Consider the following 20,785-nt stretch of genomic DNA (forward strand, 5'->3'; position numbering starts at 1 on the left):
TTTCCTGACGCAGTTTCAGGCCGCTGTGGTCGCCCGAGACGTTGTCATAGGTCATGTAGTAACGGCCTTGGTCGTTGATCTTGCCCACACGCACACCCCAGGTGTCATCCTTGCCGATGATGCCGTCGGTGTTGAGGTTGTCGGTGTTGCGCTGCAACAGGCCGGACTTGCGAACCTTGTCGCTGGTCTGGCCGTAGGTGAGGCTGGCGAAGTTGTCATCGGCAGCCTGAGCGGTGGTGAGGCCAGCGGCGCAGACGGCCATGGCGGCAAGCAGGGTATTGAAGGTTTTCATGGCAGGTTACTCCAGTTGGGTGCGTTGTTTCGGTCTGGAAGCTAGAGTAAGCAGGGCACCCTGAACCGCGACTGAACCCTGACTGAACCTCGGCTGAACGACCCGATTGCCGAACAAGGAGTAGTACCCATGCGTGTCCTGCTGGCCCTGACCCTGATGTGCAGCGCTGCCCTTGCCCAAGCGGCAGTACAAACCCGCGAAATTCCTTACCAGGACGCCGACGGCAACCGCCTGGTCGGCTACTACGCATACGACGACGCCGTCGAGGGCAAGCGCCCCGGCATTGTGGTGGTGCATGAATGGTGGGGGCTGAACGATTATGCCAAGCGCCGCGCCCGTGACCTGGCAGCGCTGGGCTATAACGCCCTGGCCATCGACATGTATGGCGATGGCAAGCACACCCAGCACCCGCAGGATGCCCAGGCGTTCATGACGGCCGCCCTGAAAGACCCTGCCGCTGCGGCCAGGCGTTTCGATGCAGGCCTGGAGCTGCTGAAACTGCAACCGAACACCAACAAGCACGAGCTGGGTGCGGTCGGCTACTGCTTCGGCGGCAAGGTGGTGCTGGATGCTGCACGCCGTGGGGAGAAACTCGACGGCGTAGTGAGCTTCCATGGCGCACTGGCTACCGCTACCCCGGCCAAACCGGGCGTGGTACGCGCGGCTATCCTGGTCGAGCACGGCGCGGCCGACAGCATGGTCACACCGCAACAGGTCAAGGACTTCAAGGCCGAGATGGATGCGGCCAAGGTGAACTATCAGTTCGTCAGCATCGAAGGGGCCAAGCACGGTTTCACCAATCCGGATGCAGACCGCTTGAGCCATGGCGAGCATGGCGGGCCGGACATTGGCTATAACAAGGCCGCGGATGAAAGCTCCTGGGCGGATATGCAGGCGTTTTTCAAGAAGGTATTCAAATAGCGATTGTACGGCCCGCTTTGCGGCCCATTGTCGGCAAGCCAGCTTCCCCAGGCACTGCATAGATCTTCGGGCCTGCAGGCTTGCCGGCGATGGGCTGCACGGCAGCCTTGGCTATTGCATCTCCCACACCGTCGCCGCGGCTGGCACAATAGCCGCCATGAATACGCTCCCCGCCTGCTGCGCCCCACTTCAGTACCACTGGCCCCTGCCACGCCCATTACCCGGTGCGGTGCTGGTCAGTTGCGCCTTCGAACCCGCCCAGCTAGGGGCCGACGACTTCCAGCGCGCGGGGGTAGTGCCAAGCGCCAGCCTGCTGCGCTCGGTGCCCAAGCGCCAGGCCGAGTACCTGGCCGGCCGTGCATGCGCACGGGCCGCGCTGCAGCGCCTGGACGGTCGCAACTACGTGCCTGGCACCCATGAAGACCGCTCGCCCATCTGGCCCGCCGGCATTCATGGCTCGATCACCCATGGCCAAGGCTGGGCCGCCGCTGTGGTCGCTGGCGCCCACAGCTGCCAGGGCCTGGGCCTGGATCAGGAAGCCCTGCTCGATGACGAACGCGCCGAGCGCTTGATGGGCGAAATTCTCACCCCGGCCGAGCTGGAGCGCCTGGACCGCGCTCAGCTTGGGCTGACGGTCACCCTGACCTTCTCGCTGAAGGAAAGCCTGTTCAAGACCCTCTACCCCCTCACCCGCCAGCGTTTCTACTTCGAGCACGCCGAAGTGCTCGACTGGTCTGGCGAGGGGCTGGCGCGCCTGCGCCTGCTCACCGACCTGTCGCCACAGTGGCAACGCGGGGCAGAGCTGCACGGCCAGTTCAGCCTGCAAAACGGCCATCTGCTTAGCCTGGTGAGCGTCTGACGCCTACAGCGGTGCCTGCTGGCGCGGCCAGTTCAGGCTGAAGCAAGCGCCCCCCAACGTCGCACTGCGCCCTACCGTGGCTCGCCCGGCATGCCAGTAGATGATCCGCCGCACAATCGAAAGGCCCAGGCCATGCCCGCCCGAGGCGCGGGTGCGGCTGTCGTCCAGGCGGGTGAACGGCGTGAAAATGCGGTCCCATACCCCCTCAGGGATCCCTGGGCCATCGTCTTCCACATCGATGCGGCAGCGTTGCTGCCCCAGCTGGTAGCTCAGGCGTACCTGCGACTCGGCGTGGCGCATGGCATTGCCGACCAGGTTCTGCAGCGCCCGGTGCAGGTAGCGCGGCTCAGCCTCGACCCAGGCGCCATCGGCATCGGCCCCCTGGCACTCACCCCGCTCGACGCGCACATCGGCACGCAGCGGCGCCAACTCGTCGATCACCCGGTCGAGCAAGACATCGATGTCGATCCGCTGGAACTGCAAGGCCGGCGCGCCTTGCTCCAGGCGCGCGTAAGTGAGCATTTCGTCGACCAGCCTGTCGAGGTCCTGGATGTCGCCGTCCATGCCAGCCAGGTGCTTGGCGCGCGCCTGCTCGGTGCTGGCACTTTCGATCATCTCCAGGCCAAAGCGCAGGCGCGCCACCGGCGTGCGCAACTCGTGGGATACCGCGCGCACCAGCTCACGCTGCATGGTCAGCGAACGCTGCAAGTGCTCGGCCATGCCATTGAATGCGGCGGCCAGGCGCCCTACCGAGTCGGTGTCGCCAGCCGGTACGCGTGTGTCCAGGCTGCCTTGGGCGATGCGTGTGGCGGCAACTTCCAGGCCCGACACGCGGCGCTCCAACTGGCGGACCAGCAAGTAGACCACCAGACCGATCAGGCACAGGCCCAGAAACGCGATCAGGACCAGCAACTGCGGCGGATACGGGTTGAGCTGGTACAGCGGGCCGATCTCCAGCACCCAGGGCGAGCCGGTCAACCCGGCGAACACCCGGATCGAATCGCCATCCTTGCCCAGCGCCATCACCGTGTCGCCCTCCTCGACCCTGTGCCGCTGGTCATCGTCCAGGCTGACGCGCTCGATCCGTTGCAATGCAACGCCAAAGCCGAAGCCTTTTTCCTGCGTCAGCTGGGCCAGGCGCTGCTGTTGTTCGGTGACCGGGTAGCGCACCAGCTCATCGGCCAGCAGATAAAGCGTCGCGCGTGCCAACTGCTCGCTGATCTGGTTGATCTGCGCCACCAGCATCAGGTCTTCCTGGCCAACCTTGCGCAGCACCTGTGCCGCATGCGGGCCGGTTTTTTCCACCACCACCAGGCCACGGGCCAGGCGCGCCCGCTGGCTGCCATCAAGCCGGCGGGCGCTCATCGGCTGCAGCGCCAGTGGCACGCCGAGCAGGCGCTCCCAAATCAACAGCGAGCGCTTGCGTTCGGTTGCGTTCTGCACCGCCAGGTTGTCCGCCATCAGGCTGAAGGTGCCTTGCGCCAGGCGCTCACGGTGCTGGGCGGCGCGCACCTCGTTGACCAGGTGCAGGCTGAGCACGCCCAGCAGCGCCACCAGTACCAGCACCGCCAGCATACCGCCATAGATGCGCAGGAATATCGAATTGTTCATGGCGCCTCGCCGACGAACAGGTAGCCCTTGCTGCGCAGGGTCTTGATCAGCCGCGGCTGCAGCGGGTCATCGCCGATCTTGGGGCGGATCCTGGAAATGCGGATGTCGATGGAACGGTCCTGGCCGTCGTAGCCAACACCACGCAGCGCAGTGAAGATCTGTTCGCGGCTAAGCACCCGCCCGGCATTGCTGGCCAGCAGCCAGAGCAAGTCGAATTCGGCGCCGGTCAGTTCGATCAGTTGCTCACCGAGGCGCGCCTCGCGCAGCCGGTTGTCGATGTGCAGGGCACCGAACGCCAGGTCCTGGCGCTTGCTGTCCAGGGCTTCGCTACGGCGCAGCAAGGCCTGTATGCGCGCCAACAGCAGACGCGGGCGCACCGGCTTGCAGACATAGTCGTCGGCGCCCAGGTCCAACCCGTGGATCTGGTCGAGTTCGTCGCTGCGTGCGGTGAGCATCAGGATCGGCCCAGGGTACTGGTTGCGCGCCCGGCGGCAGATGCTCAAGCCGTCCTCGCCCGGCAGCATCAGGTCGAGAATGACCAGATCAGGTTGGCTGTCGACGATCCGACGCACGGCACGCGCGCCATCGCCCTCGACCGCGACCTCGAAGCCGTTGGCCTGCAGGTACTCGGCGGTCAGCTCGGCCAGGCGCGGGTCGTCCTCGACGATCAGAATGCGGGGTTGGGTCTGGTCCATGGCTTTGGCCTTTTTATTCTCTGGATCGCAATCTTGGCCTTTGAGCGTATGACTGTAGATCTTTGCTGTCCATGAAATCGAGCGGGGCCCGCACGGTGCTCGATCTGACAGGCAGCAACCCGCTACAGCCACGCACCTGCCCCCCTTGGCTCGAGCGTTTTTTGTGGTAGGGTGCGCGCCCGCAAAAACTGCGACGGGGCGGCGAACGGCCGAAAAATACTGCAAACCACTTGGCACAAGGCCTACAGCGAATACTCACCTTTCACCCACAAAGTACCCACACGTTATCCACAGACGCTCGCCTTGCAAACCCCCCAATACCGCATTATCTTGTATCCCGATCGCAGCGAACCACTAGATATAGGGGTTCGTGCAAAATCACACACAAAAGTCAACCCGCTAGATCAAACGATCTTCGGGTTGGAACTTCAAGTGATTTCAGCAGCCAAACCGCTCCTGCGGAGGCGACCGAGGCAAGCCCACCCAGGGCCTTGTTCGGGCATGGGTGTTGCAGGCCAGCCTGGCACTCATCAGCAACAGTTTTTGGGCCCAGCCCAGAACCTTTGACTTCGGCCAGGGAGCGGCAAGCCATTGCCCCTTATTCCTGAGTCTGTCCCGAAGTCGGTACGCCCGCGCGGGCGGGTGCGCATGCAGTGCGCATCCCCGTGAGGTTATCGAGCAAGTGGACGGAACGGTGGGCGCTCAAAAGGCGCCTGTACAATATAGAAACTGTGGAGACACCCACCCATGCAAACCGACACAACTCGCGAGAACCCGCAGGCCAAGGTGCCGCAGGCCGCCGATTCCCAGCAGGATCTGGCTGCTACCGCCCCTGGCCAACTGCGCGTGATCAAGCGTAACGGCACTGTCGTCCCGTACACCGACGACAAGATCACCGTTGCCATCACCAAGGCGTTCCTCGCAGTTGAAGGCGGCACCGCCGCCGCCTCGTCGCGCATCCACGACACTGTCGCGCGCCTGACCGAGCAGGTTACCGCCACGTTCAAGCGTCGCATGCCATCGGGTGGCACCATCCACATCGAAGAAATCCAGGACCAGGTCGAGCTGGCCCTGATGCGCGCCGGCGAGCAGAAAGTCGCCCGCGACTACGTGATCTACCGCGACCAGCGTGCCAAGGAGCGTGCGACCCGCGCCAACAGCGACGCCGTGGTCGAGCCACACCCGAGCATCCGCATTACCCTGGCCGACGGCAGCCTGGCACCACTGGACATGGCCCGCCTGAACACCATCATCAGCGAAGCCTGCGAAGGCCTGGCCGAAGTCGATGGCGACCTGATCCAGCGCGAAACCCTGAAGAACCTTTACGACGGCGTAGCCATCAAGGACGTCAACACCGCCCTGGTGATGACTGCCCGTACCCTGGTAGAGCGCGAGCCGAACTACTCGTTCGTCACTGCCCGCCTGCTGATGGACACCCTGCGCGCCGAAGGCCTGGGCTTCCTGAACGTCGCCGAAAGCGCCACCCACCACGAAATGGCCGACCTGTACGCCAAGGCGCTGCCGGCCTATGTCGAGAAAGGCGTCGAATTCGAGCTGCTGGACCCTGCCCTGAAAGGCTACGACCTGGAGCGTCTGGGCAAGGCCATCGACCACGAGCGCGACCAGCAGTTCACCTACCTGGGCCTGCAAACCCTGTACGACCGCTACTTCATCCACAAGGATGGCGTGCGCTTCGAGCTGCCCCAGGTGTTCTTCATGCGTGTGGCCATGGGCCTGGCGCTGGAAGAGAAAGACAAGGAAGCCCGTGCGATCGAGTTCTACAACCTGTTGTCGTCGTTCGACTACATGGCCTCGACCCCGACCCTGTTCAACGCCGGTACCCTGCGCCCGCAGCTGTCCAGCTGCTACCTGACCACCGTGCCGGACGACCTGTCGGGCATCTACCACGCGATCCACGACAACGCCATGCTGTCGAAATTCGCCGGTGGCCTGGGCAACGACTGGACCCCGGTCCGTGCACTGGGCTCGTACATCAAGGGCACCAATGGCAAGTCCCAGGGCGTGGTGCCGTTCCTGAAAGTGGTCAACGACACGGCCGTTGCCGTGAACCAAGGTGGCAAGCGCAAAGGCGCCGTGTGTGCCTACCTGGAAACCTGGCACCTGGACATCGAAGAATTCATCGAGCTGCGCAAGAACACCGGTGATGACCGCCGTCGTACCCACGACATGAACACCGCCAACTGGATCCCTGACCTGTTCATGAAGCGTGTCTTCGATGACGGCAAGTGGACCCTGTTCTCGCCATCGGAAGTGCCCGACCTGCACGACCTGACCGGCAAGGCCTTCGAAGAGCGCTACGAGTACTACGAAGCCCTGACCGAGTACAACAAGATCAAGGTGTTCAAGACCATCCAAGCCAAAGACCTGTGGCGCAAGATGCTGTCGATGCTGTTCGAGACCGGCCACCCATGGCTGACCTTCAAGGACCCGTGCAACCTGCGTTCGCCGCAGCAGCACGTGGGCGTGGTCCACAGCTCGAACCTGTGCACCGAGATCACCCTGAACACCAACAAGGACGAGATCGCGGTCTGCAACCTGGGCTCGATCAACCTGCCGAACCACATCAATGATGGCAAGCTGGACACCGCCAAGCTGCAACGCACCGTGAACACCGCCGTGCGCATGCTCGACAACGTGATCGACATCAACTACTACTCGGTGCCGCAAGCGCGTAACTCGAACTTCAAGCACCGCCCGGTCGGCCTGGGCATCATGGGCTTCCAGGATGCGCTGTACCTGCAGCACATCCCGTACGGCTCCGACGCGGCCGTCGAGTTCGCCGACAAGTCGATGGAAGCGGTCAGCTACTTCGCCATCCAGGCTTCGTGCGACCTGGCCGACGAGCGTGGCGCCTACGAGACCTTCCAGGGCTCGCTGTGGTCCAAGGGCATCCTGCCACTGGATTCGCAACAGATCCTGATCGAGGCCCGTGGCCAGAAGTACATCGACGTCAACCTGGAAGAGTCGCTGGACTGGGCCCCGGTGCGCGAGCGCGTCAAAAAAGGTATCCGTAACTCGAACATCATGGCCATCGCGCCAACTGCAACCATTGCCAACATCACCGGCGTGTCGCAGTCGATCGAGCCGACCTACCAGAACCTGTACGTGAAATCCAACCTGTCGGGCGAGTTCACCGTGATCAACCCGTACCTGGTGCGCGACCTGAAAGCCCGCGGCCTGTGGGACTCGGTCATGATCAACGACCTGAAGTACTACGACGGTTCGGTGCAGCAGATCGAGCGTATTCCGCAAGAGCTCAAAGACCTGTACGCCACCGCGTTCGAAGTCGAAACCAAGTGGATTGTCGATGCGGCCTCGCGTCGTCAGAAGTGGATCGACCAGGCGCAATCGCTGAACCTGTACATTGCCGGCGCCTCGGGCAAGAAGCTGGACGTGACCTACCGCATGGCCTGGTACCGTGGCCTGAAAACCACCTACTACCTCCGTGCCCTGGCCGCGACCAGCACCGAGAAGTCGACCATCAACACCGGCAAGCTCAACGCCGTTTCCAGCGGTGGCGACAGCGCCCCGGTTCAGGCAGCCGGCCCAGCGCCAGTGCCGAAGGCCTGCGCGATCGACGAGCCAGACTGCGAAGCCTGCCAGTAAGGCCTGAATGCCGCACGGGGTGCCCTTGGGTGCCCCGCGCGGCATTTTTGTATCTGCACCCCGGAGAAACCTTGCCCTTGCCCGGCGCTCACGCGGCTCGGCAAAAGAACAGGACTTCTCACAAAACGCGGTCACTGTGGGAGCGGCCTTGTGTCGCGATTGGGGTGCGAAGCGCCCCCAAGATTGCAGCTTCGCGGCATGATTCGCGGGGCCGCTTTGCGGCCCGTTCGCGACACAAGGCCGCTCCCACAAAAATCACGCCAACACCACATAATGTGCCTTAAAAATAAAAAGCCACAACATGTAGTGCCATCCGCGTTTTGCCGCTACACTCCCTTCCCATAGCAAGCCACACAAACCCGGTGAACGGACGCACGCATTTCCGGTCGAAAAAGTTACTCTCGCCCGCAAGAGACGCGCCCCGATCCAAGGCGAAATCCGATATACTTCGCCCCCTCTGAAAAGAGCACCATTCAATTGTCCTGGCCCCTCCCCGAGGCCTGGCCAGGTACAAGCCAGAACACATTCAGATGTAAACGAGAGTCAGCCTCTCGAGCTGTCCATTCGCCGTTACGGCCTTGCGTCAGGCATCACATTCTTTAAATCCAAGCGGTTGCCCCAGGGCAACCCTCAAGCAGGAGCCAAACCATGCTGAGCTGGGACGAATTCGACAAAGAAGACGGCGAAGTAGCCGCCAAAGGCAACAACCCTGCGCAGACCGCTGCCGCCGCCACCCTCGACAAGCTCGACAGCGCCGGCGGTGCCGCCGCCCTGGAAGCCCGTGCGGCCACCGCTGCTGACTCCGACGCGGTCAAACGTGCCAAGGCAGCCCTCGACGCCCTCGACGTTGCCGAAGGCCTGGCCGAACTGGAAGGCTCCTCGGCCCGTGTTGCCGTTGACGAAAAGCGCATGATCAACTGCCGCGCCGACCTGAACCAGCTGGTACCGTTCAAGTACGACTGGGCCTGGCAGAAGTACCTGGACGGCTGCGCCAACCACTGGATGCCGCAAGAGGTCAACATGACCGCCGACATCGCCCTGTGGAAGAGCCAGGACGGCCTGACCGAAGACGAGCGCCGCATCGTCATGCGCAACCTGGGCTTCTTCTCCACCGCCGACTCGCTGGTTGCCAACAACTTGGCCCTGGCCGTGTACCGCCTGATCACCAACCCCGAGTGCCGCCAGTACATTCTGCGCCAGGCCTTCGAAGAGGCGATCCACACCCACGCCTACCAGTACTGCATCGAGTCGCTGGGCATGGATGAAGGCGAGATCTTCAACATGTACCACGAGATCCCGTCGGTCGCGAAGAAAGCCGCCTGGGGCCTGAAGTACACCCGCGCCATTTCCGACCCGGAGTTCAACACCGGCACCGTCGAAACCGACAAGGAGCTGCTGCGCAACCTGATCGCCTACTACTGCGTACTGGAAGGCATCTTCTTCTACTGCGGCTTCACCCAGATCCTGTCCATGGGCCGCCGCAACAAGATGACCGGCGTTGCCGAGCAGTTCCAGTACATCCTGCGTGACGAGTCGATGCACCTGAACTTCGGTATCGACGTGATCAACCAGATCAAGATCGAGAACCCGCACCTGTGGGATGCGGCGATGAAGGAAGAAGCGACCCAGATGATCCTGCAAGGGACCCAGCTGGAGATCGAATACGCCCGCGACACCATGCCACGCGGCGTACTGGGCATGAACGCAGCGATGATGGAGGACTACCTCAAGTTCATCGCCAACCGTCGTTTGACCCAGATTGGTCTGAAGGAAGAGTACCCGGGGACTACCAACCCGTTCCCGTGGATGAGCGAGATCATGGACTTGAAGAAGGAGAAGAACTTCTTTGAGACGCGGGTGATTGAGTATCAGACTGGTGGGGCGTTGAGCTGGGATTGATCGTCCGGGCTGAGCATCGAGAAGGCTGCCGAATGGCAGCCTTTTTTGTTGGCGCAGGAATTGCCGAACAGGAAGCATCCTACAAGCTTCGCGATTGTCACTTTGAAAGCGTCGCGATAACGTTTCATGGCGCTTAAGAACGCTCACGCAGCGGAACCCCGTTCCCGTTAGCAACGGCTCTCCAACATCAGGATGGCCAAACATCGACAGTCTCAATACACCGACCGTCTTCACCCGCCACAACCGCCCTCTTCACACGCTCTGGCTCGAATCCGAAGCCTGGTTTTGCGCCCACGAACTCGGCCGACTGAGCGGGCACTTCTTCGACGAACATTGCATGCGCAAGCTCGACCCGGACCAGTACCGCACGGTGCAGTTGCTGCGCTATGGCAAGTACCAGGAAACCACCATGGTCAGCGAGTCCGGAGCCTATACATTACTGGCGCATCACCATGTGCCGGAGAACCGGCATTTGCGCTGGTGGCTGACGCATGAGGTGGTGGCGGTGCTACGTGATGGGCAGGTGGATCGGGGGAAGCGGATACGCCCAGGCTTGGGCGGATGTGCTGGCCTGGCGGGCGAACGGCGACGTTGTTGTATTGGCAGAGTGAGCCATGGGTGAGGATGCGGGATATGCCGGTGGTGATGGCGGCTGAAAGTGATGAGGTAACGCCGCTGCTGAAGCGCAGTATCAATTGGAAGGAATGTGCTCAGCGGGCTCTCAGGTTGCATGGGGTGTAGCTGACCTGTGGCGGAACTGTGGGAGCGGGCTTGCCCGCGAACACCGGCGAAGCCGGTGCCAGACACCGCGTCGCTTGCTTCGCGGGCACGCCCGCTCCCACAGGGCATTGCGTATTGCCAAAGCCTGGCTAATCCTGGAATGCAATCATCGATGGCAAGACCAGCTCCTACAGGTATCACGAAAGTCTTCAGCAAACGGGGATCCTGTGGGAGCGGTTCGTCGATGGATTGCATCAGGCTTCAGGCGTTGCTAAGGCCGACTCGGCTTCAAGCAGGTTGTGCAACGTATTGAGGAACAGGTCAAAGCTGATGATGCCGGTCGATACGGTCGACAGCACGGTCTGGCCGTTTTCGTCCTTGATCACCACCAGTTCGGTCCACTGGCTGAGGTCAACATTGCGCAGGCTGCTCAACGCGACCTTGCGGCCATCCACGTCGAGCGCTTCACGAGTGATGGTCAGCGGTTTGGTGGTGACATTGAAGAAGTCGCCGCTCATGCGCTTGCCCCAAACCTGGGACGTTTCGAGGTAGTTGAACTGCACCGCCCCGCCGCTTTGCAGGGTGGCGAATACTGCTGGCAGGCGTTCGTTCAGGTACAGCTCGCGTACCTGCTCAAGAAACACATAAAGCTTTTGCAGGTGTGGGTTGACCCGGCGAAACGGCTCACTGGCGTTACGGCGATAAGCGAGGTTGTTGATCAGGCCGGCAATGGCAGTCTGCCCAGAAGCGAATAGGTAAAAGTCGCCCATCTCGCTGAAGGGCACGTAATCGCGCTGGTTGCCGATGATCTGGCAGATGCCTTTCTCATAAACCTCATAACGGGCAGCGCGCAGTTTCTTCTGCCACAGCGCCAGGGCGAACATCACCCCACCGAGCACCGCCAGCAAGGCGATGGTGGAATAGAACAGGCTTTGCGGGCCGTTGAAGTTCTGGCCGCTGGTAGCACTCAGGTAGCCGACGAAAGCGGCCAGGCCCAGGAAGACACTGCCCAGGATAAGCATGCAGACGATCAGCGCCTTGCCATAACCATAACTGCCGAGCAGCTTGCCGGCGGACGTGACTGGGGTGGGTTGCATGGTGAAGCCTCCTTACTTGGGGAAATGGACGTCATGTCATTGTTGGCGCTCAGACACCAGTTGTAGCTTTTAGTTCTGGGCCCAACGCGCTTCAGGTAGTGCTTCAGCCCAAGCTCTGCCGACAGGGGTGGGGGACGTGCTGGCCGTCAACAAAGCCCGTGAAACCAAGCGCCGGCCGCGCGGTGCTCGATCTCACAGGCCTTGAACCTGCCGCCGCTTACTCCGGCAGGGCAAACGCCATCACATAGTCCCCTTGCCGGGTACCCAACGAGCCATGCCCGCCGGCCATCACCAGCACGTACTGGCGACCATCCTTGCCGGTGTAGGTCATCGGCGTGGTCTGAGCACCTGCCGGCAGGCGCCCTTCCCAAAGCACCTTGCCATCGCGCACGTCATAAGCACGCAGGTACTGGTCGAGGGTGCCGCTGAGGAACGCCAGGCCGCTGGCGGTGGTGAAGCTTCCGCCCAGGCTCGGCACGCCCATGGTCAGTGGGATCGGAATGGGCGAGCTGTCACGTACGGTGCCGTTCTTGTGCTTCCAGATCACCTTGTGGGTGGTCAGGTCCACTGCGGCCACATAGCCCCAGGCCGGTGCCTGGCAAGGCAGCCCCAGCGGCGACAGGAAAGCGCCCATGATCACCCCATAAGGCGCGCCCTTGTTGGCCTGGATGCCCTCGGTCTCACTCTTGCGCGCCGGCTGCCCGGCGATTTTCGAGGCTGGCACCAACTGCGACTTGAAGGCCATGTAGCTGGGGTTGACGAAGGCGATCTGGCGCTCCGGGTCGACCGAAATGCCACCCCAGTCGAACACCCCGAAGTTGCCTGGGTAGACCAGCGAGCCCTGCAGCGATGGCGGGGTGTAGATGCCGTCATAGCGCAGCGAACGGAAGTCGATGCGGCACAGCATCTGGTCGAACGGCGTTACCCCCCACATGTCTCGCTCACGCAGGGTGGGCGGCATGAAATTGAGCTCGGACATCGGCTGGGTCGGTGCGGTGTGATCACCTTCCACGGCGCCTTGCGGTACCGGGGTTTCGTGGATGGGCACCAGCGGCTGACCGTTGCTGCGGTCCAGCACGTAGATGCTGCCCTGCTTGGTCGATGCCATTACCGCAGGCTTGATGCCTTCGGCGGTCTTGATGTCGACCAGGCTCGGCTGGCCACCGACATCCATGTCCCACAAGTCGTGATGGGTGAACTGGTAGTTCCAGCGCACCTTGCCAGTGGCGATGTCCAGGGCCACCAGGCCGGCACTGAATTTCTCCGCCTCTGGCGTGCGGTTGCCGCCCCACTGGTCGGGCATCTGGTTGCCCATGGGCAGGTACAGCAGGCCGAGCTTCTCATCGGCGCTGATCACCGACCACACGTTTGGAGAGTTGCGGGTGTAGAACTGGCCGTCACTGATCGGCGCGGTGGCGTCGGGGTTGCCGCTGTCCCAGTTCCACACCAGCTGGCCGGTGATCGCATCATAGGCGCGGACGACGCCGGACGGCTCGTCGGTGGAAACGTTATCGGTGACATGACCGCCAAGTATCACCAGGCCGCCGGCCACGGTGGGTGGCGAAGTGGAGTAATAGCCACCGGGGGCGAAGCTGCCGATGTTGCGGGTAAGGTCGATCTGGCCGTTGTCGCCAAAGCCGGCGCACTGTTGGCCGGTATCGGCATCCAGCGCGATCAGGCGGGTGTCGGCGGTGGGTACGTAGATGCGCTTGGCGCAGGCCCGCCCTTGCACGGGGCTCGCTTGCGAGCTGGCCGTGTCGAAATAGGCCACGCCGCGGCAGGTCATGTGTGCCCAGCCTTTGAAGTTGGCCGCATTCTGCGTGCTGAGCTTGGGATCGAAACGCCAGATCTCCTTGCCGCTGTCGGGGTCCAGGGCAATCACCTGGCTATGCGGGGTGCATACGTAGAGCTTGCCGTTGACTTTCAGCGGGGTGTTTTCCGCCGTGGTCTCGCCCGGGTCGTTTGGCCCGGGGATATCACCGGTGCGGTAGGTCCAGGCCAGCTTGAGCTTGCCCACATTCTGCGGGGTGATCTGCTTGAGTGGCGAGTAACGGTCGCCAAACTCGGTACGCCCGTAGGACTGCCAGTCACCGTCAGGCATTGCCGGTGCCGTGCTGGTGGTGCCTGCCGTGTCACGGTCCAGGCGGCCGACCACGGTGTCGGGCTGGGTGAACTGGCTGGCCAGCGCCATCAGGCCCGCGGCCGCCACGCCCACACTCAATACCCCTGTACCGAGGGGATAAGGCTGGCCCTGCGTCAATGGCCTGCGTAGCCAAGGCAATAACAACACCAGGCCAAGGACGAACCAGAGGGCCAGCCGGGGGACCAGTTGCCACCAGTCCAGGCCCACCTCGACCAACGACCAGAGCGAACTCAGCAACAGCACGACGCCATAAACGCTCAATGCCTCACGTCGGCCAGCCAGCAACAAGGCTGCGGTAATCGCCAAGCCAATGCCGGCCAGCAGGTAATACAGCGAACCGCCAAGGGTTGCCAGTTTGATGCCGCCGGCCAGCAAGGCCAGGCCCATCAGCAAAAAAACCACGCCTAGCGATCTGGGCAGCAAGCGTGAAGGGTGTGAAGCACGGGTGGTGCTCATCGGTGAAATCTCCGTTTCCATAGGTCTGAATCGATAAGACATTCAGCAACGAAGAATAGTATTACTAAATAATTCTGCGACAAACTGACGCACCCGAGGCAGTGCGTTGCGACAAATGCAACAATTCGCGGGCAGTCGTAGTATGACCAGTTGTTATTGCGAGCCCGAACTAGAGCCTGCGCTTGAGCGCTCACCGCTGAAAGTAGCTGAATGCTGGCGGCCAACGCCGTTGACAGCGGGTTTTTCACTTGTTAAAAAAGCCGCAGTTGTACGACAACACATAACAAAAACAACATCAGCGGAAGCAACCCATGTCGAAAATCTGCCACACCACCCTCCCCTATGCGCTGCTTGGCGCCAGCCTGCTCAGCTGCCTGCCGGGCACCAGCCTTGCCCAAGGTTTCATCGAAGACAGCAAAGCCGTGCTGGGCCTGCGCAACTTCTATATCAACCGCAACTTCACCAACCCCGCCAACCCGCAAGGCAAAGCCGAAGAATGGACCCAGAGCGTGATCCTCGATGCCCGTTCCGGCTTCACCGAGGGCCCGGTGGGTTTTGGCGTGGACGTGCTGGGGCTGTGGTCGGTGAAGCTCGATGGCGGGGGCGGCACCTATGGCACCGGGCTGCTGCCACGCCACGACGATGGGCGGCCGGCGGATGACTTTGGCCGGCTTGCCGTGGCGGGCAAGGCGCGCATTTCGAAAACCGAGCTGAAGATCGGCGAATGGATGCCGGTACTGCCAATTCTGCGCGCGGACGACGGGCGTTCACTGCCGCAAACATTGCGTGGCGGGCAGGTCACGTCCAACGAGATTGGCGGGCTGACCTTGTACGGCGGCCAGTTCCGCGCCAACAGCCCGCGCAACGACGCCAGCATGGAGGACATGAGCTACGGCGGCGCGGTGTCGGACCGCTTCAACTTCGTCGGGGGCGAGTACAGGTTCAACCAGGAGCGCACCCTGGTGGGGCTGTGGAATGCGGTGCTCAAGGACGTCTACCAGCAGCAATACCTGCAGCTGAGCCACAGCCAGCCGCTCGGCGACTGGACCCTGGGCGCCAACCTGGGCTATTTCCAGGGCGATGACGACGGTTCCAGGCGCGCTGGCGAGCTGGACAACAAGACGTACTCGGGGATGTTCTCCGCCAAATACGGCGGCAGCACCTTCTGGGTCGGGCTGCAGAAGGTCGATGGCGATACCTGGATGCGGGTCAATGGCACCAGTGGCGGAACCCTGGCCAATGACAGCTACAACGCCAGCTTCGACAACGCCAACGAACGCTCATGGCAGGTGCGCCATGACTTCAACTTCGTCACCGTCGGCGTACCGGGGCTGACCTTGATGAACCGCTACATCAGCGGCCGCGAAGTGCACAGCGGGGTGGTGACGGATGGCAAGGAATGGGTCCGTGAGACTGAACTGGCATATGTGATACAGAGCGGAGCGTTCAAGGATTTGAGTGTGAAATGGCGCAATTCGTCGATTCGGCGGGACTACAGCAATAACGAGTTCGATGAGAACCGGTTGATTTTCAACTACCCGTTGTCATTGCTGTAAGGGTTTACGCAGACCTTTGGAGGGACGGCCTTGTGTCGCGTAAGGAGGCGAAACGGCCCTGGCAAATCATGCCGCTAAGGTGCCGTCCTGGGGGCGCTTCGCACCCCTTTCGCGACACAAGGCCGCTCCTACAGGGCACGCGCATGACATCGGGCTGACATTGAGTTGTCATTGACAACACTGAATCGCACCGCCAATAATAACAGAAGTCATACGACAACCTACAACAATTAACAATAAGAGCCGGTCATGACCACTACCCCCCTCAAACGCCTGCTGCTCACCGGAGCCGCAGGCGGCCTGGGCAAGGTCCTTCGCGAACGCCTGCAAGGCTGCGCCGAGGTCCTGCGCCTTTCCGACATCAACCCCATGGCCCCAGCCGCTGGCCCACACGAAGAAGTGGTCACCTGCGACCTGGCCGACAAGGCAGCCGTGCATGCCCTGGTCGAAGGCGTCGATGCCATCGTGCACTTCGGCGGGGTGTCTACCGAGCATTCGTTCGAAGAGATTCTCGGCCCCAATATCTGCGGCGTGTTCCATGTCTACGAGGCGGCACGCAAGCATGGGGTGCAACGGGTGGTCTTCGCCAGCTCCAACCATACCATCGGCTTCTACCGCCAGAACGAGCGCATCGACGCGCATGCCCCGCGCCGCCCCGACAGCTACTACGGGCTGTCCAAGTGCTATGGCGAAGATGTCGCCAGCTTCTATTTCGATCGTTACGGCATCGAAACCGTCAGCATCCGCATCGGCTCTTCGTTCCCCCGGCCACAGAACCCGCGCATGCTCTGCACCTGGCTGAGTTACGACGACCTGGTGCAGCTGATCGAGCGCGGCCTGTTCACGCCGAACGTCGGCCACACCATTGTCTACGGTGCCTCGGCCAACCGCACCGTATGGTGGGACAACCGCCATGCCGCACACCTGGGCTACGTGCCCAAGGACAGCTCGGAGCCCTTCCGCGCAGCGGTGGAAGCCGAGCCGGCGCCTGCCGCCGATGACCCGAGCATGGTCTATCAGGGCGGCGCATTTGCCGTGGCCGGACCGTTCAACTGACCGCACGCGCCAGGAGGCACGGCCATGCACTGTGAACTGATCGTCGACGCCCGCAACGGCACCGGGGAAAGCCCCGTGTGGCACCCTGGCGAGCAGGCCTTGTACTGGGTCGACATACCCGCGCGCCAGTTGCACCGCTGGCAGCCGGTGGATAATACGCACCAGGTCTGGCAGGGCGACCAGATGCTGGCCTGTATCGCCCGCAGTGGCGACGGCTGGGTGGCCGGCATGGAAAGCGGCATCTTCCAGATTCAAACCAAGGCCGACGGCAGCCTGGCCAGCCGTGTGCTCAGCGGGGTGGCGCATGCGCAGCCGGGCATGCGCTTCAACGATGGCCGCTGCGACCGCCAAGGGCGTTTCTGGGCCGGCAGCATGCTGCTGGACATGCAGCAAGGCGCCCACGTAGGGGCACTGTACCGGCATGACCGCGAGGGCCATTTGCACCTGCAGCAAGCGGGCATGATCGTGCCCAACGGCCTGGCTTTCAGCCCCGACGGCACGCGCATGTACCTGTCCGATTCGCACCCCAGCGTGCAGAAGATCTGGGCCTTCGACTACGACACCGACACGGGCACACCCCACAACCCGCGGCTGTTCGTGGATATGCGCAATTACCCCGGCCGCCCCGACGGTGCCGCCATCGACCAGGATGGCTGCTATTGGATATGCGGCAATGACGCCGGGCAGATCCACCGGTTCACCCCTGACGGGCGCCTTGACCGCTCGCTCAGCGTACCGGTGAAGAAGCCGGCGATGTGCGCCTTCGGTGGCGCCAACTTCGACACCCTATACGTCACCTCGATCCGCCCGGCGGGGCTCGACCTTGGCGACCAGCCGCTGGCGGGCGGGGTATTTGCCCTCAACCCAGGCACCAAGGGCCTGGAGGAGCCAGCCTGGCGGGGCTGAGCCCCGCGACGCGCACCACACCCTTTGCACGCCCGAAACCAGATAATAAAAACCACGGAGTTTCATCATGACGTTCAAACGCAAGCTGCTTCTTGCCGTACTCCCCTTCGCCTGCAGCGTGGCCATGCCCGTTTCGGCGCTGGACATCAAGTTCGCGGAAATTCACCCCGCCGGCTACCCCACGGTGGTGGCCGAGCAGAACATGGGCAAGAAACTGGAACAGGCCAGCAATGGCGACATCACCTTCAAGATGTTTGCCGGCGGTGTGCTGGGCTCGGAGAAGGAAGTGATCGAACAGGCGCAGATCGGCGCCGTGCAGATGACCCGCGTCAGCCTGGGGATCGTCGGCCCGGTGGTGCCGGATGTGAACGTGTTCAACATGCCGTTCGTGTTCCGCGATCACGACCACATGCGCAAGGTCATCGATGGCGAGATCGGCCAGGAAATCCTCGACAAGATCACCAACTCCGACTTTAACCTGGTGGCCCTGGCCTGGATGGATGGCGGCTCGCGCAGCCTCTACACGAAAAAGCCGGTGCGCAGCCTGGAAGACCTGAAGGGCATGAAGATTCGCGTGCAGGGCAACCCGCTGTTCATCGACATGATGAACGCCATGGGCGGCAACGGCATCGCCATGGACACCGGGGAGATCTTCAGCGCGCTGCAGACCGGCGTAATCGACGGCGCCGAAAACAACCCACCGACCCTGCTCGAACATAACCACTACCAGAGTGCCAAGTACTTCACCCTGACCAACCACCTGATCCTGCCCGAGCCGGTGGTGATGTCCAAGACCACCTGGAACAAGCTCACCCCCGAACAGCAAGCGCTGGTGAAAAAGGTAGCGCGTGAGGCGCAGATGGAAGAGCGGGTGCTGTGGGATGCGAAAACGGCCAGCAGCGAAGAGAAGCTCAAGGCCGCCGGTGTCGAGTTCATCACCGTCGACAAGAAACCCTTCTACGACGCGACCGCACCGGTGCGGGAAAAATACGGCGCGCAATACGCCGACCTGATGAAACGTATCGACGCGGTGCAGTAAGCGCGACCTTTCCTACCGACCTCGGCAGGGCCGCGTCAGCCGCCCTGCCGCTTTGGTGATGCCCATGAAAAACCTCTTTCTGCGTGCCAACGACACGTTGTACCGCGCCTGTATCTGGGTCGCCGGCCTGTCGATCCTGAGCATGTCGCTGATCATCCCGTGGGGCATCTTCGCCCGCTATGTACTCGGCACCGGGGCCAGCTGGCCAGAGCCGGTGGCCATCTTGCTGATGGTGGTGTTCACCTTCGTTGGCGCCGCCGCCAGCTACCGCGCCGGGGCGCACATGGCGGTGGCGATGATCACCGACCGCCTGCCGCCGCTGCAGCGCCGGCTGGTGGCCCTGCTGGTGCAGGTGCTGATGGTCCTGGTGTGCCTGTTCATGACCGGGTACGGCACCCAGCTGTGCATCACCACCTGGAACCAGTTTCTGGCCTCCCTGCCCAGTGTACGCGTGGGCATGACCTATGCGCCGATCCCAATCGGTGGCGTGCTGACCTTGGTGTTTGTGCTGGAAAAACTCCTGCTGGGCGACCAGAGCCACCGCAAGGTGGTGCGCTTCGACCAACTGGAAGAAAACGAAGGAGCGGCGTAAATGGATGCGTTCATTCTGTTGGGCAGTTTTATCGCGCTCATCCTGCTGGGCATGCCCGTGGCCTATGCCTTGGGCCTTTCGGCGCTGATCGGCGCCTGGTGGATCGACATCCCGTTGCAGGCAATGATGATCCAGGTGGCCAGCGGGGTTAACAAATTCTCGCTGCTGGCCATTCCGTTCTTCGTGCTGGCCGGGGCCATCATGGCCGAAGGCGGCATGTCACGGCGGCTGGTGGCTTTTGCGGGGGTGCTGGTGGGTTTCGTGCGCGGCGGCCTTTCGCTGGTCAACATCATGGCCTCGACGTTCTTTGGTGCAATTTCAGGCTCGTCGGTGGCAGACACCGCCTCGGTGGGCTCGGTGCTGATCCCGGAGATGGAGCGCAAAGGCTACCCGCGCGAGTTCTCTACCGCCGTGACGGTGAGCGGATCGGTACAGGCGCTGCTGACCCCGCCCAGCCACAACTCGGTGTTGTACTCGCTGGCGGCGGGCGGCACGGTCTCGATCGCCTCGCTGTTCATGGCCGGGGTGATGCCAGGGTTGCTGCTGAGCGCGGTGATGATGGGCCTGTGCCTGCTGTTCGCCAAGAAGCGCAACTACCCCAAGGGTGAGGTCATCCCGCTGCGCCAAGCGCTGAAGATTGCCGGTGAGGCACTGTGGGGCCTGATGGCCATGGTGATCATCCTGGGCGGTATCCTCTCGGGCGTGTTCACTGCGACCGAGTCGGCAGCCGTGGCGGTCGTCTGGTCATTCTTTGTGACCATGTTCATCTACCGTGACTACAAGTGGCGCGACCTGCCCAAGCTGATGCACCGCACGGTGCGCACCATCTCGATCGTGATGATATTGATCGGCTTCGCGGCCAGCTTTGGCTACGTGATGACACTGATGCAGATCCCGTCGAAGATCACCACGGCGTTCCTCACCCTGTCGGACAACCGCTATGTGATCCTGATGTGCATCAACTTCATGTTGCTGCTGTTGGGCACGGTGATGGACATGGCGCCGCTGATTCTGATCCTTACGCCGATCCTGTTGCCGGTGATCACCGGCATCGGCGTGGACCCGGTGCATTTCGGCATGATCATGCTGGTGAACCTGGGGATCGGCCTGATCACACCGCCGGTGGGCGCCGTGTTGTTCGTCGGCTCGGCGGTGGGCAAGGTGAGTATCGAATCGACGGTCAAGGCGCTGCTGCCGTTCTACCTGGCACTGTTCCTGGTGCTGATGGCGGTGACCTACATTCCGGCCATTTCGCTGTGGCTGCCTAGCGTGGTGCTGTAACCGCACCTCAGCCTGTAGGAGCGGCCTTGTGTCGC

Annotated in this window: 15 protein-coding genes and 1 pseudogene; 11 read left to right on the top strand and 5 right to left on the bottom strand. The window is 62.4% G+C overall.

Translation table 11 applies throughout. The annotated features are described in order from the left end of the window. Positions 1-292 (bottom strand): annotated as a pseudogene (locus G1E_RS29685) (hypothetical protein); the annotation flags it as partial. A gap of 129 nt (positions 293-421) precedes the next feature. On the opposite strand from G1E_RS29685, the gene G1E_RS18920 reads away from it, so the two are divergent. Both G1E_RS18920 and G1E_RS18925 read left to right on the top strand, forming a co-directional pair. After that, positions 422-1,213 carry a dienelactone hydrolase family protein gene (locus G1E_RS18920; protein WP_009682563.1) on the top strand — a complete coding sequence of 264 codons (792 nt, stop codon included), beginning with the start codon at positions 422-424 and terminating at the stop codon, positions 1,211-1,213. A gap of 157 nt (positions 1,214-1,370) precedes the next feature. Beyond that, complete coding sequence (locus tag G1E_RS18925) at positions 1,371-2,072, top strand: 4'-phosphopantetheinyl transferase (RefSeq protein WP_009682564.1); 702 nt, start codon at positions 1,371-1,373, stop codon at positions 2,070-2,072. Positions 2,073-2,075: 3 nt separating this feature from the next. Here G1E_RS18925 and G1E_RS18930 read toward each other — a convergent pair whose 3' ends face one another. Then, a complete protein-coding gene (locus G1E_RS18930; protein WP_047150011.1) occupies positions 2,076-3,683 on the bottom strand; it encodes an ATP-binding protein in 1,608 nt (535 codons plus the stop codon). Continuing rightward, positions 3,680-4,378, bottom strand: coding sequence for a response regulator (locus tag G1E_RS18935; protein ID WP_009682568.1), 699 nt, complete (start codon positions 4,376-4,378; stop codon positions 3,680-3,682). Before G1E_RS18935 ends, G1E_RS18930 begins: the two co-directional genes overlap by 4 nt. A gap of 747 nt (positions 4,379-5,125) precedes the next feature. On the opposite strand from G1E_RS18935, the gene G1E_RS18940 reads away from it, so the two are divergent. The 3 genes from G1E_RS18940 to G1E_RS29690 all read left to right on the top strand — a co-directional run bounded on the left by G1E_RS18940 (position 5,126) and on the right by G1E_RS29690 (position 10,526). Further along, entirely contained in the window at positions 5,126-8,005 is a 2,880-nt protein-coding gene (locus G1E_RS18940) for a ribonucleoside-diphosphate reductase subunit alpha (RefSeq protein ID WP_009682569.1), read from the top strand. Between the two features lie 648 nt (positions 8,006-8,653). Continuing rightward, a complete protein-coding gene (locus G1E_RS18945; protein ID WP_009682570.1) occupies positions 8,654-9,904 on the top strand; it encodes a ribonucleotide-diphosphate reductase subunit beta in 1,251 nt (416 codons plus the stop codon). 307 nt (positions 9,905-10,211) lie between these two features. Continuing rightward, positions 10,212-10,526 carry a Bro-N domain-containing protein gene (locus G1E_RS29690; protein WP_232555047.1) on the top strand — a complete coding sequence of 105 codons (315 nt, stop codon included), beginning with the start codon at positions 10,212-10,214 and terminating at the stop codon, positions 10,524-10,526. Positions 10,527-10,878: 352 nt separating this feature from the next. Here G1E_RS29690 and G1E_RS18955 read toward each other — a convergent pair whose 3' ends face one another. Both G1E_RS18955 and G1E_RS18960 read right to left on the bottom strand, forming a co-directional pair. Then, positions 10,879-11,721 (bottom strand): hypothetical protein, encoded by an 843-nt coding sequence (locus G1E_RS18955; protein WP_009682572.1) that lies wholly within the window; start codon positions 11,719-11,721, stop codon positions 10,879-10,881. Positions 11,722-11,938: 217 nt separating this feature from the next. Beyond that, positions 11,939-14,320 carry a glucose/quinate/shikimate family membrane-bound PQQ-dependent dehydrogenase gene (locus G1E_RS18960; RefSeq protein WP_033690332.1) on the bottom strand — a complete coding sequence of 794 codons (2,382 nt, stop codon included), beginning with the start codon at positions 14,318-14,320 and terminating at the stop codon, positions 11,939-11,941. Between the two features lie 311 nt (positions 14,321-14,631). On the opposite strand from G1E_RS18960, the gene G1E_RS18965 reads away from it, so the two are divergent. The 6 genes from G1E_RS18965 (at position 14,632) to G1E_RS18990 (ending at position 20,750) form a co-directional block, all read left to right on the top strand. Continuing rightward, on the top strand, positions 14,632-15,876 hold the full coding sequence (locus G1E_RS18965; RefSeq protein WP_009682574.1) for an OprD family porin: 1,245 nt from the start codon (positions 14,632-14,634) through the stop codon (positions 15,874-15,876). 249 nt (positions 15,877-16,125) lie between these two features. Next, a complete protein-coding gene (locus G1E_RS18970) occupies positions 16,126-16,932 on the top strand; it encodes an NAD(P)-dependent oxidoreductase (RefSeq protein WP_009682575.1) in 807 nt (268 codons plus the stop codon). Positions 16,933-16,956: 24 nt separating this feature from the next. Continuing rightward, positions 16,957-17,838 (top strand): SMP-30/gluconolactonase/LRE family protein, encoded by an 882-nt coding sequence (locus G1E_RS18975; RefSeq protein ID WP_047150012.1) that lies wholly within the window; start codon positions 16,957-16,959, stop codon positions 17,836-17,838. A 67-nt stretch (positions 17,839-17,905) separates the two neighbouring features. Then, entirely contained in the window at positions 17,906-18,877 is a 972-nt protein-coding gene (locus G1E_RS18980; RefSeq protein WP_009682577.1) for a TRAP transporter substrate-binding protein, read from the top strand. Positions 18,878-18,941: 64 nt separating this feature from the next. After that, positions 18,942-19,469: a TRAP transporter small permease gene (locus G1E_RS18985; RefSeq protein WP_009682578.1), complete on the top strand. Its 528-nt coding sequence runs from the start codon at positions 18,942-18,944 to the stop codon at positions 19,467-19,469. Then, positions 19,470-20,750, top strand: coding sequence for a TRAP transporter large permease (locus G1E_RS18990; protein WP_009682579.1), 1,281 nt, complete (start codon positions 19,470-19,472; stop codon positions 20,748-20,750). Positions 20,751-20,785 lie beyond the last annotated feature (35 nt).

Source organism: Pseudomonas sp. TJI-51 (genome assembly GCF_000190455.2).
Classification (GTDB): Bacteria; Pseudomonadota; Gammaproteobacteria; order Pseudomonadales; family Pseudomonadaceae; genus Aquipseudomonas; species Aquipseudomonas juntendi.

Coding starts and splice junctions, on each gene's coding strand:
- G1E_RS18980 (WP_009682577.1), top strand. CDS start 17,906: ATGACGTTCAAACGCAAGCTGCTTCTTGCCGTACTCCCCTTCGCCTGC.
- G1E_RS18975 (WP_047150012.1), top strand. CDS start 16,957: ATGCACTGTGAACTGATCGTCGACGCCCGCAACGGCACCGGGGAAAGC.
- G1E_RS18940 (WP_009682569.1), top strand. CDS start 5,126: ATGCAAACCGACACAACTCGCGAGAACCCGCAGGCCAAGGTGCCGCAG.
- G1E_RS18965 (WP_009682574.1), top strand. CDS start 14,632: ATGTCGAAAATCTGCCACACCACCCTCCCCTATGCGCTGCTTGGCGCC.
- G1E_RS18920 (WP_009682563.1), top strand. CDS start 422: ATGCGTGTCCTGCTGGCCCTGACCCTGATGTGCAGCGCTGCCCTTGCC.
- G1E_RS18935 (WP_009682568.1), bottom strand. CDS start 4,378: ATGGACCAGACCCAACCCCGCATTCTGATCGTCGAGGACGACCCGCGC.
- G1E_RS18970 (WP_009682575.1), top strand. CDS start 16,126: ATGACCACTACCCCCCTCAAACGCCTGCTGCTCACCGGAGCCGCAGGC.
- G1E_RS18985 (WP_009682578.1), top strand. CDS start 18,942: ATGAAAAACCTCTTTCTGCGTGCCAACGACACGTTGTACCGCGCCTGT.
- G1E_RS18925 (WP_009682564.1), top strand. CDS start 1,371: ATGAATACGCTCCCCGCCTGCTGCGCCCCACTTCAGTACCACTGGCCC.
- G1E_RS18960 (WP_033690332.1), bottom strand. CDS start 14,320: ATGAGCACCACCCGTGCTTCACACCCTTCACGCTTGCTGCCCAGATCG.
- G1E_RS18990 (WP_009682579.1), top strand. CDS start 19,470: ATGGATGCGTTCATTCTGTTGGGCAGTTTTATCGCGCTCATCCTGCTG.
- G1E_RS18955 (WP_009682572.1), bottom strand. CDS start 11,721: ATGCAACCCACCCCAGTCACGTCCGCCGGCAAGCTGCTCGGCAGTTAT.
- G1E_RS18930 (WP_047150011.1), bottom strand. CDS start 3,683: ATGAACAATTCGATATTCCTGCGCATCTATGGCGGTATGCTGGCGGTG.
- G1E_RS18945 (WP_009682570.1), top strand. CDS start 8,654: ATGCTGAGCTGGGACGAATTCGACAAAGAAGACGGCGAAGTAGCCGCC.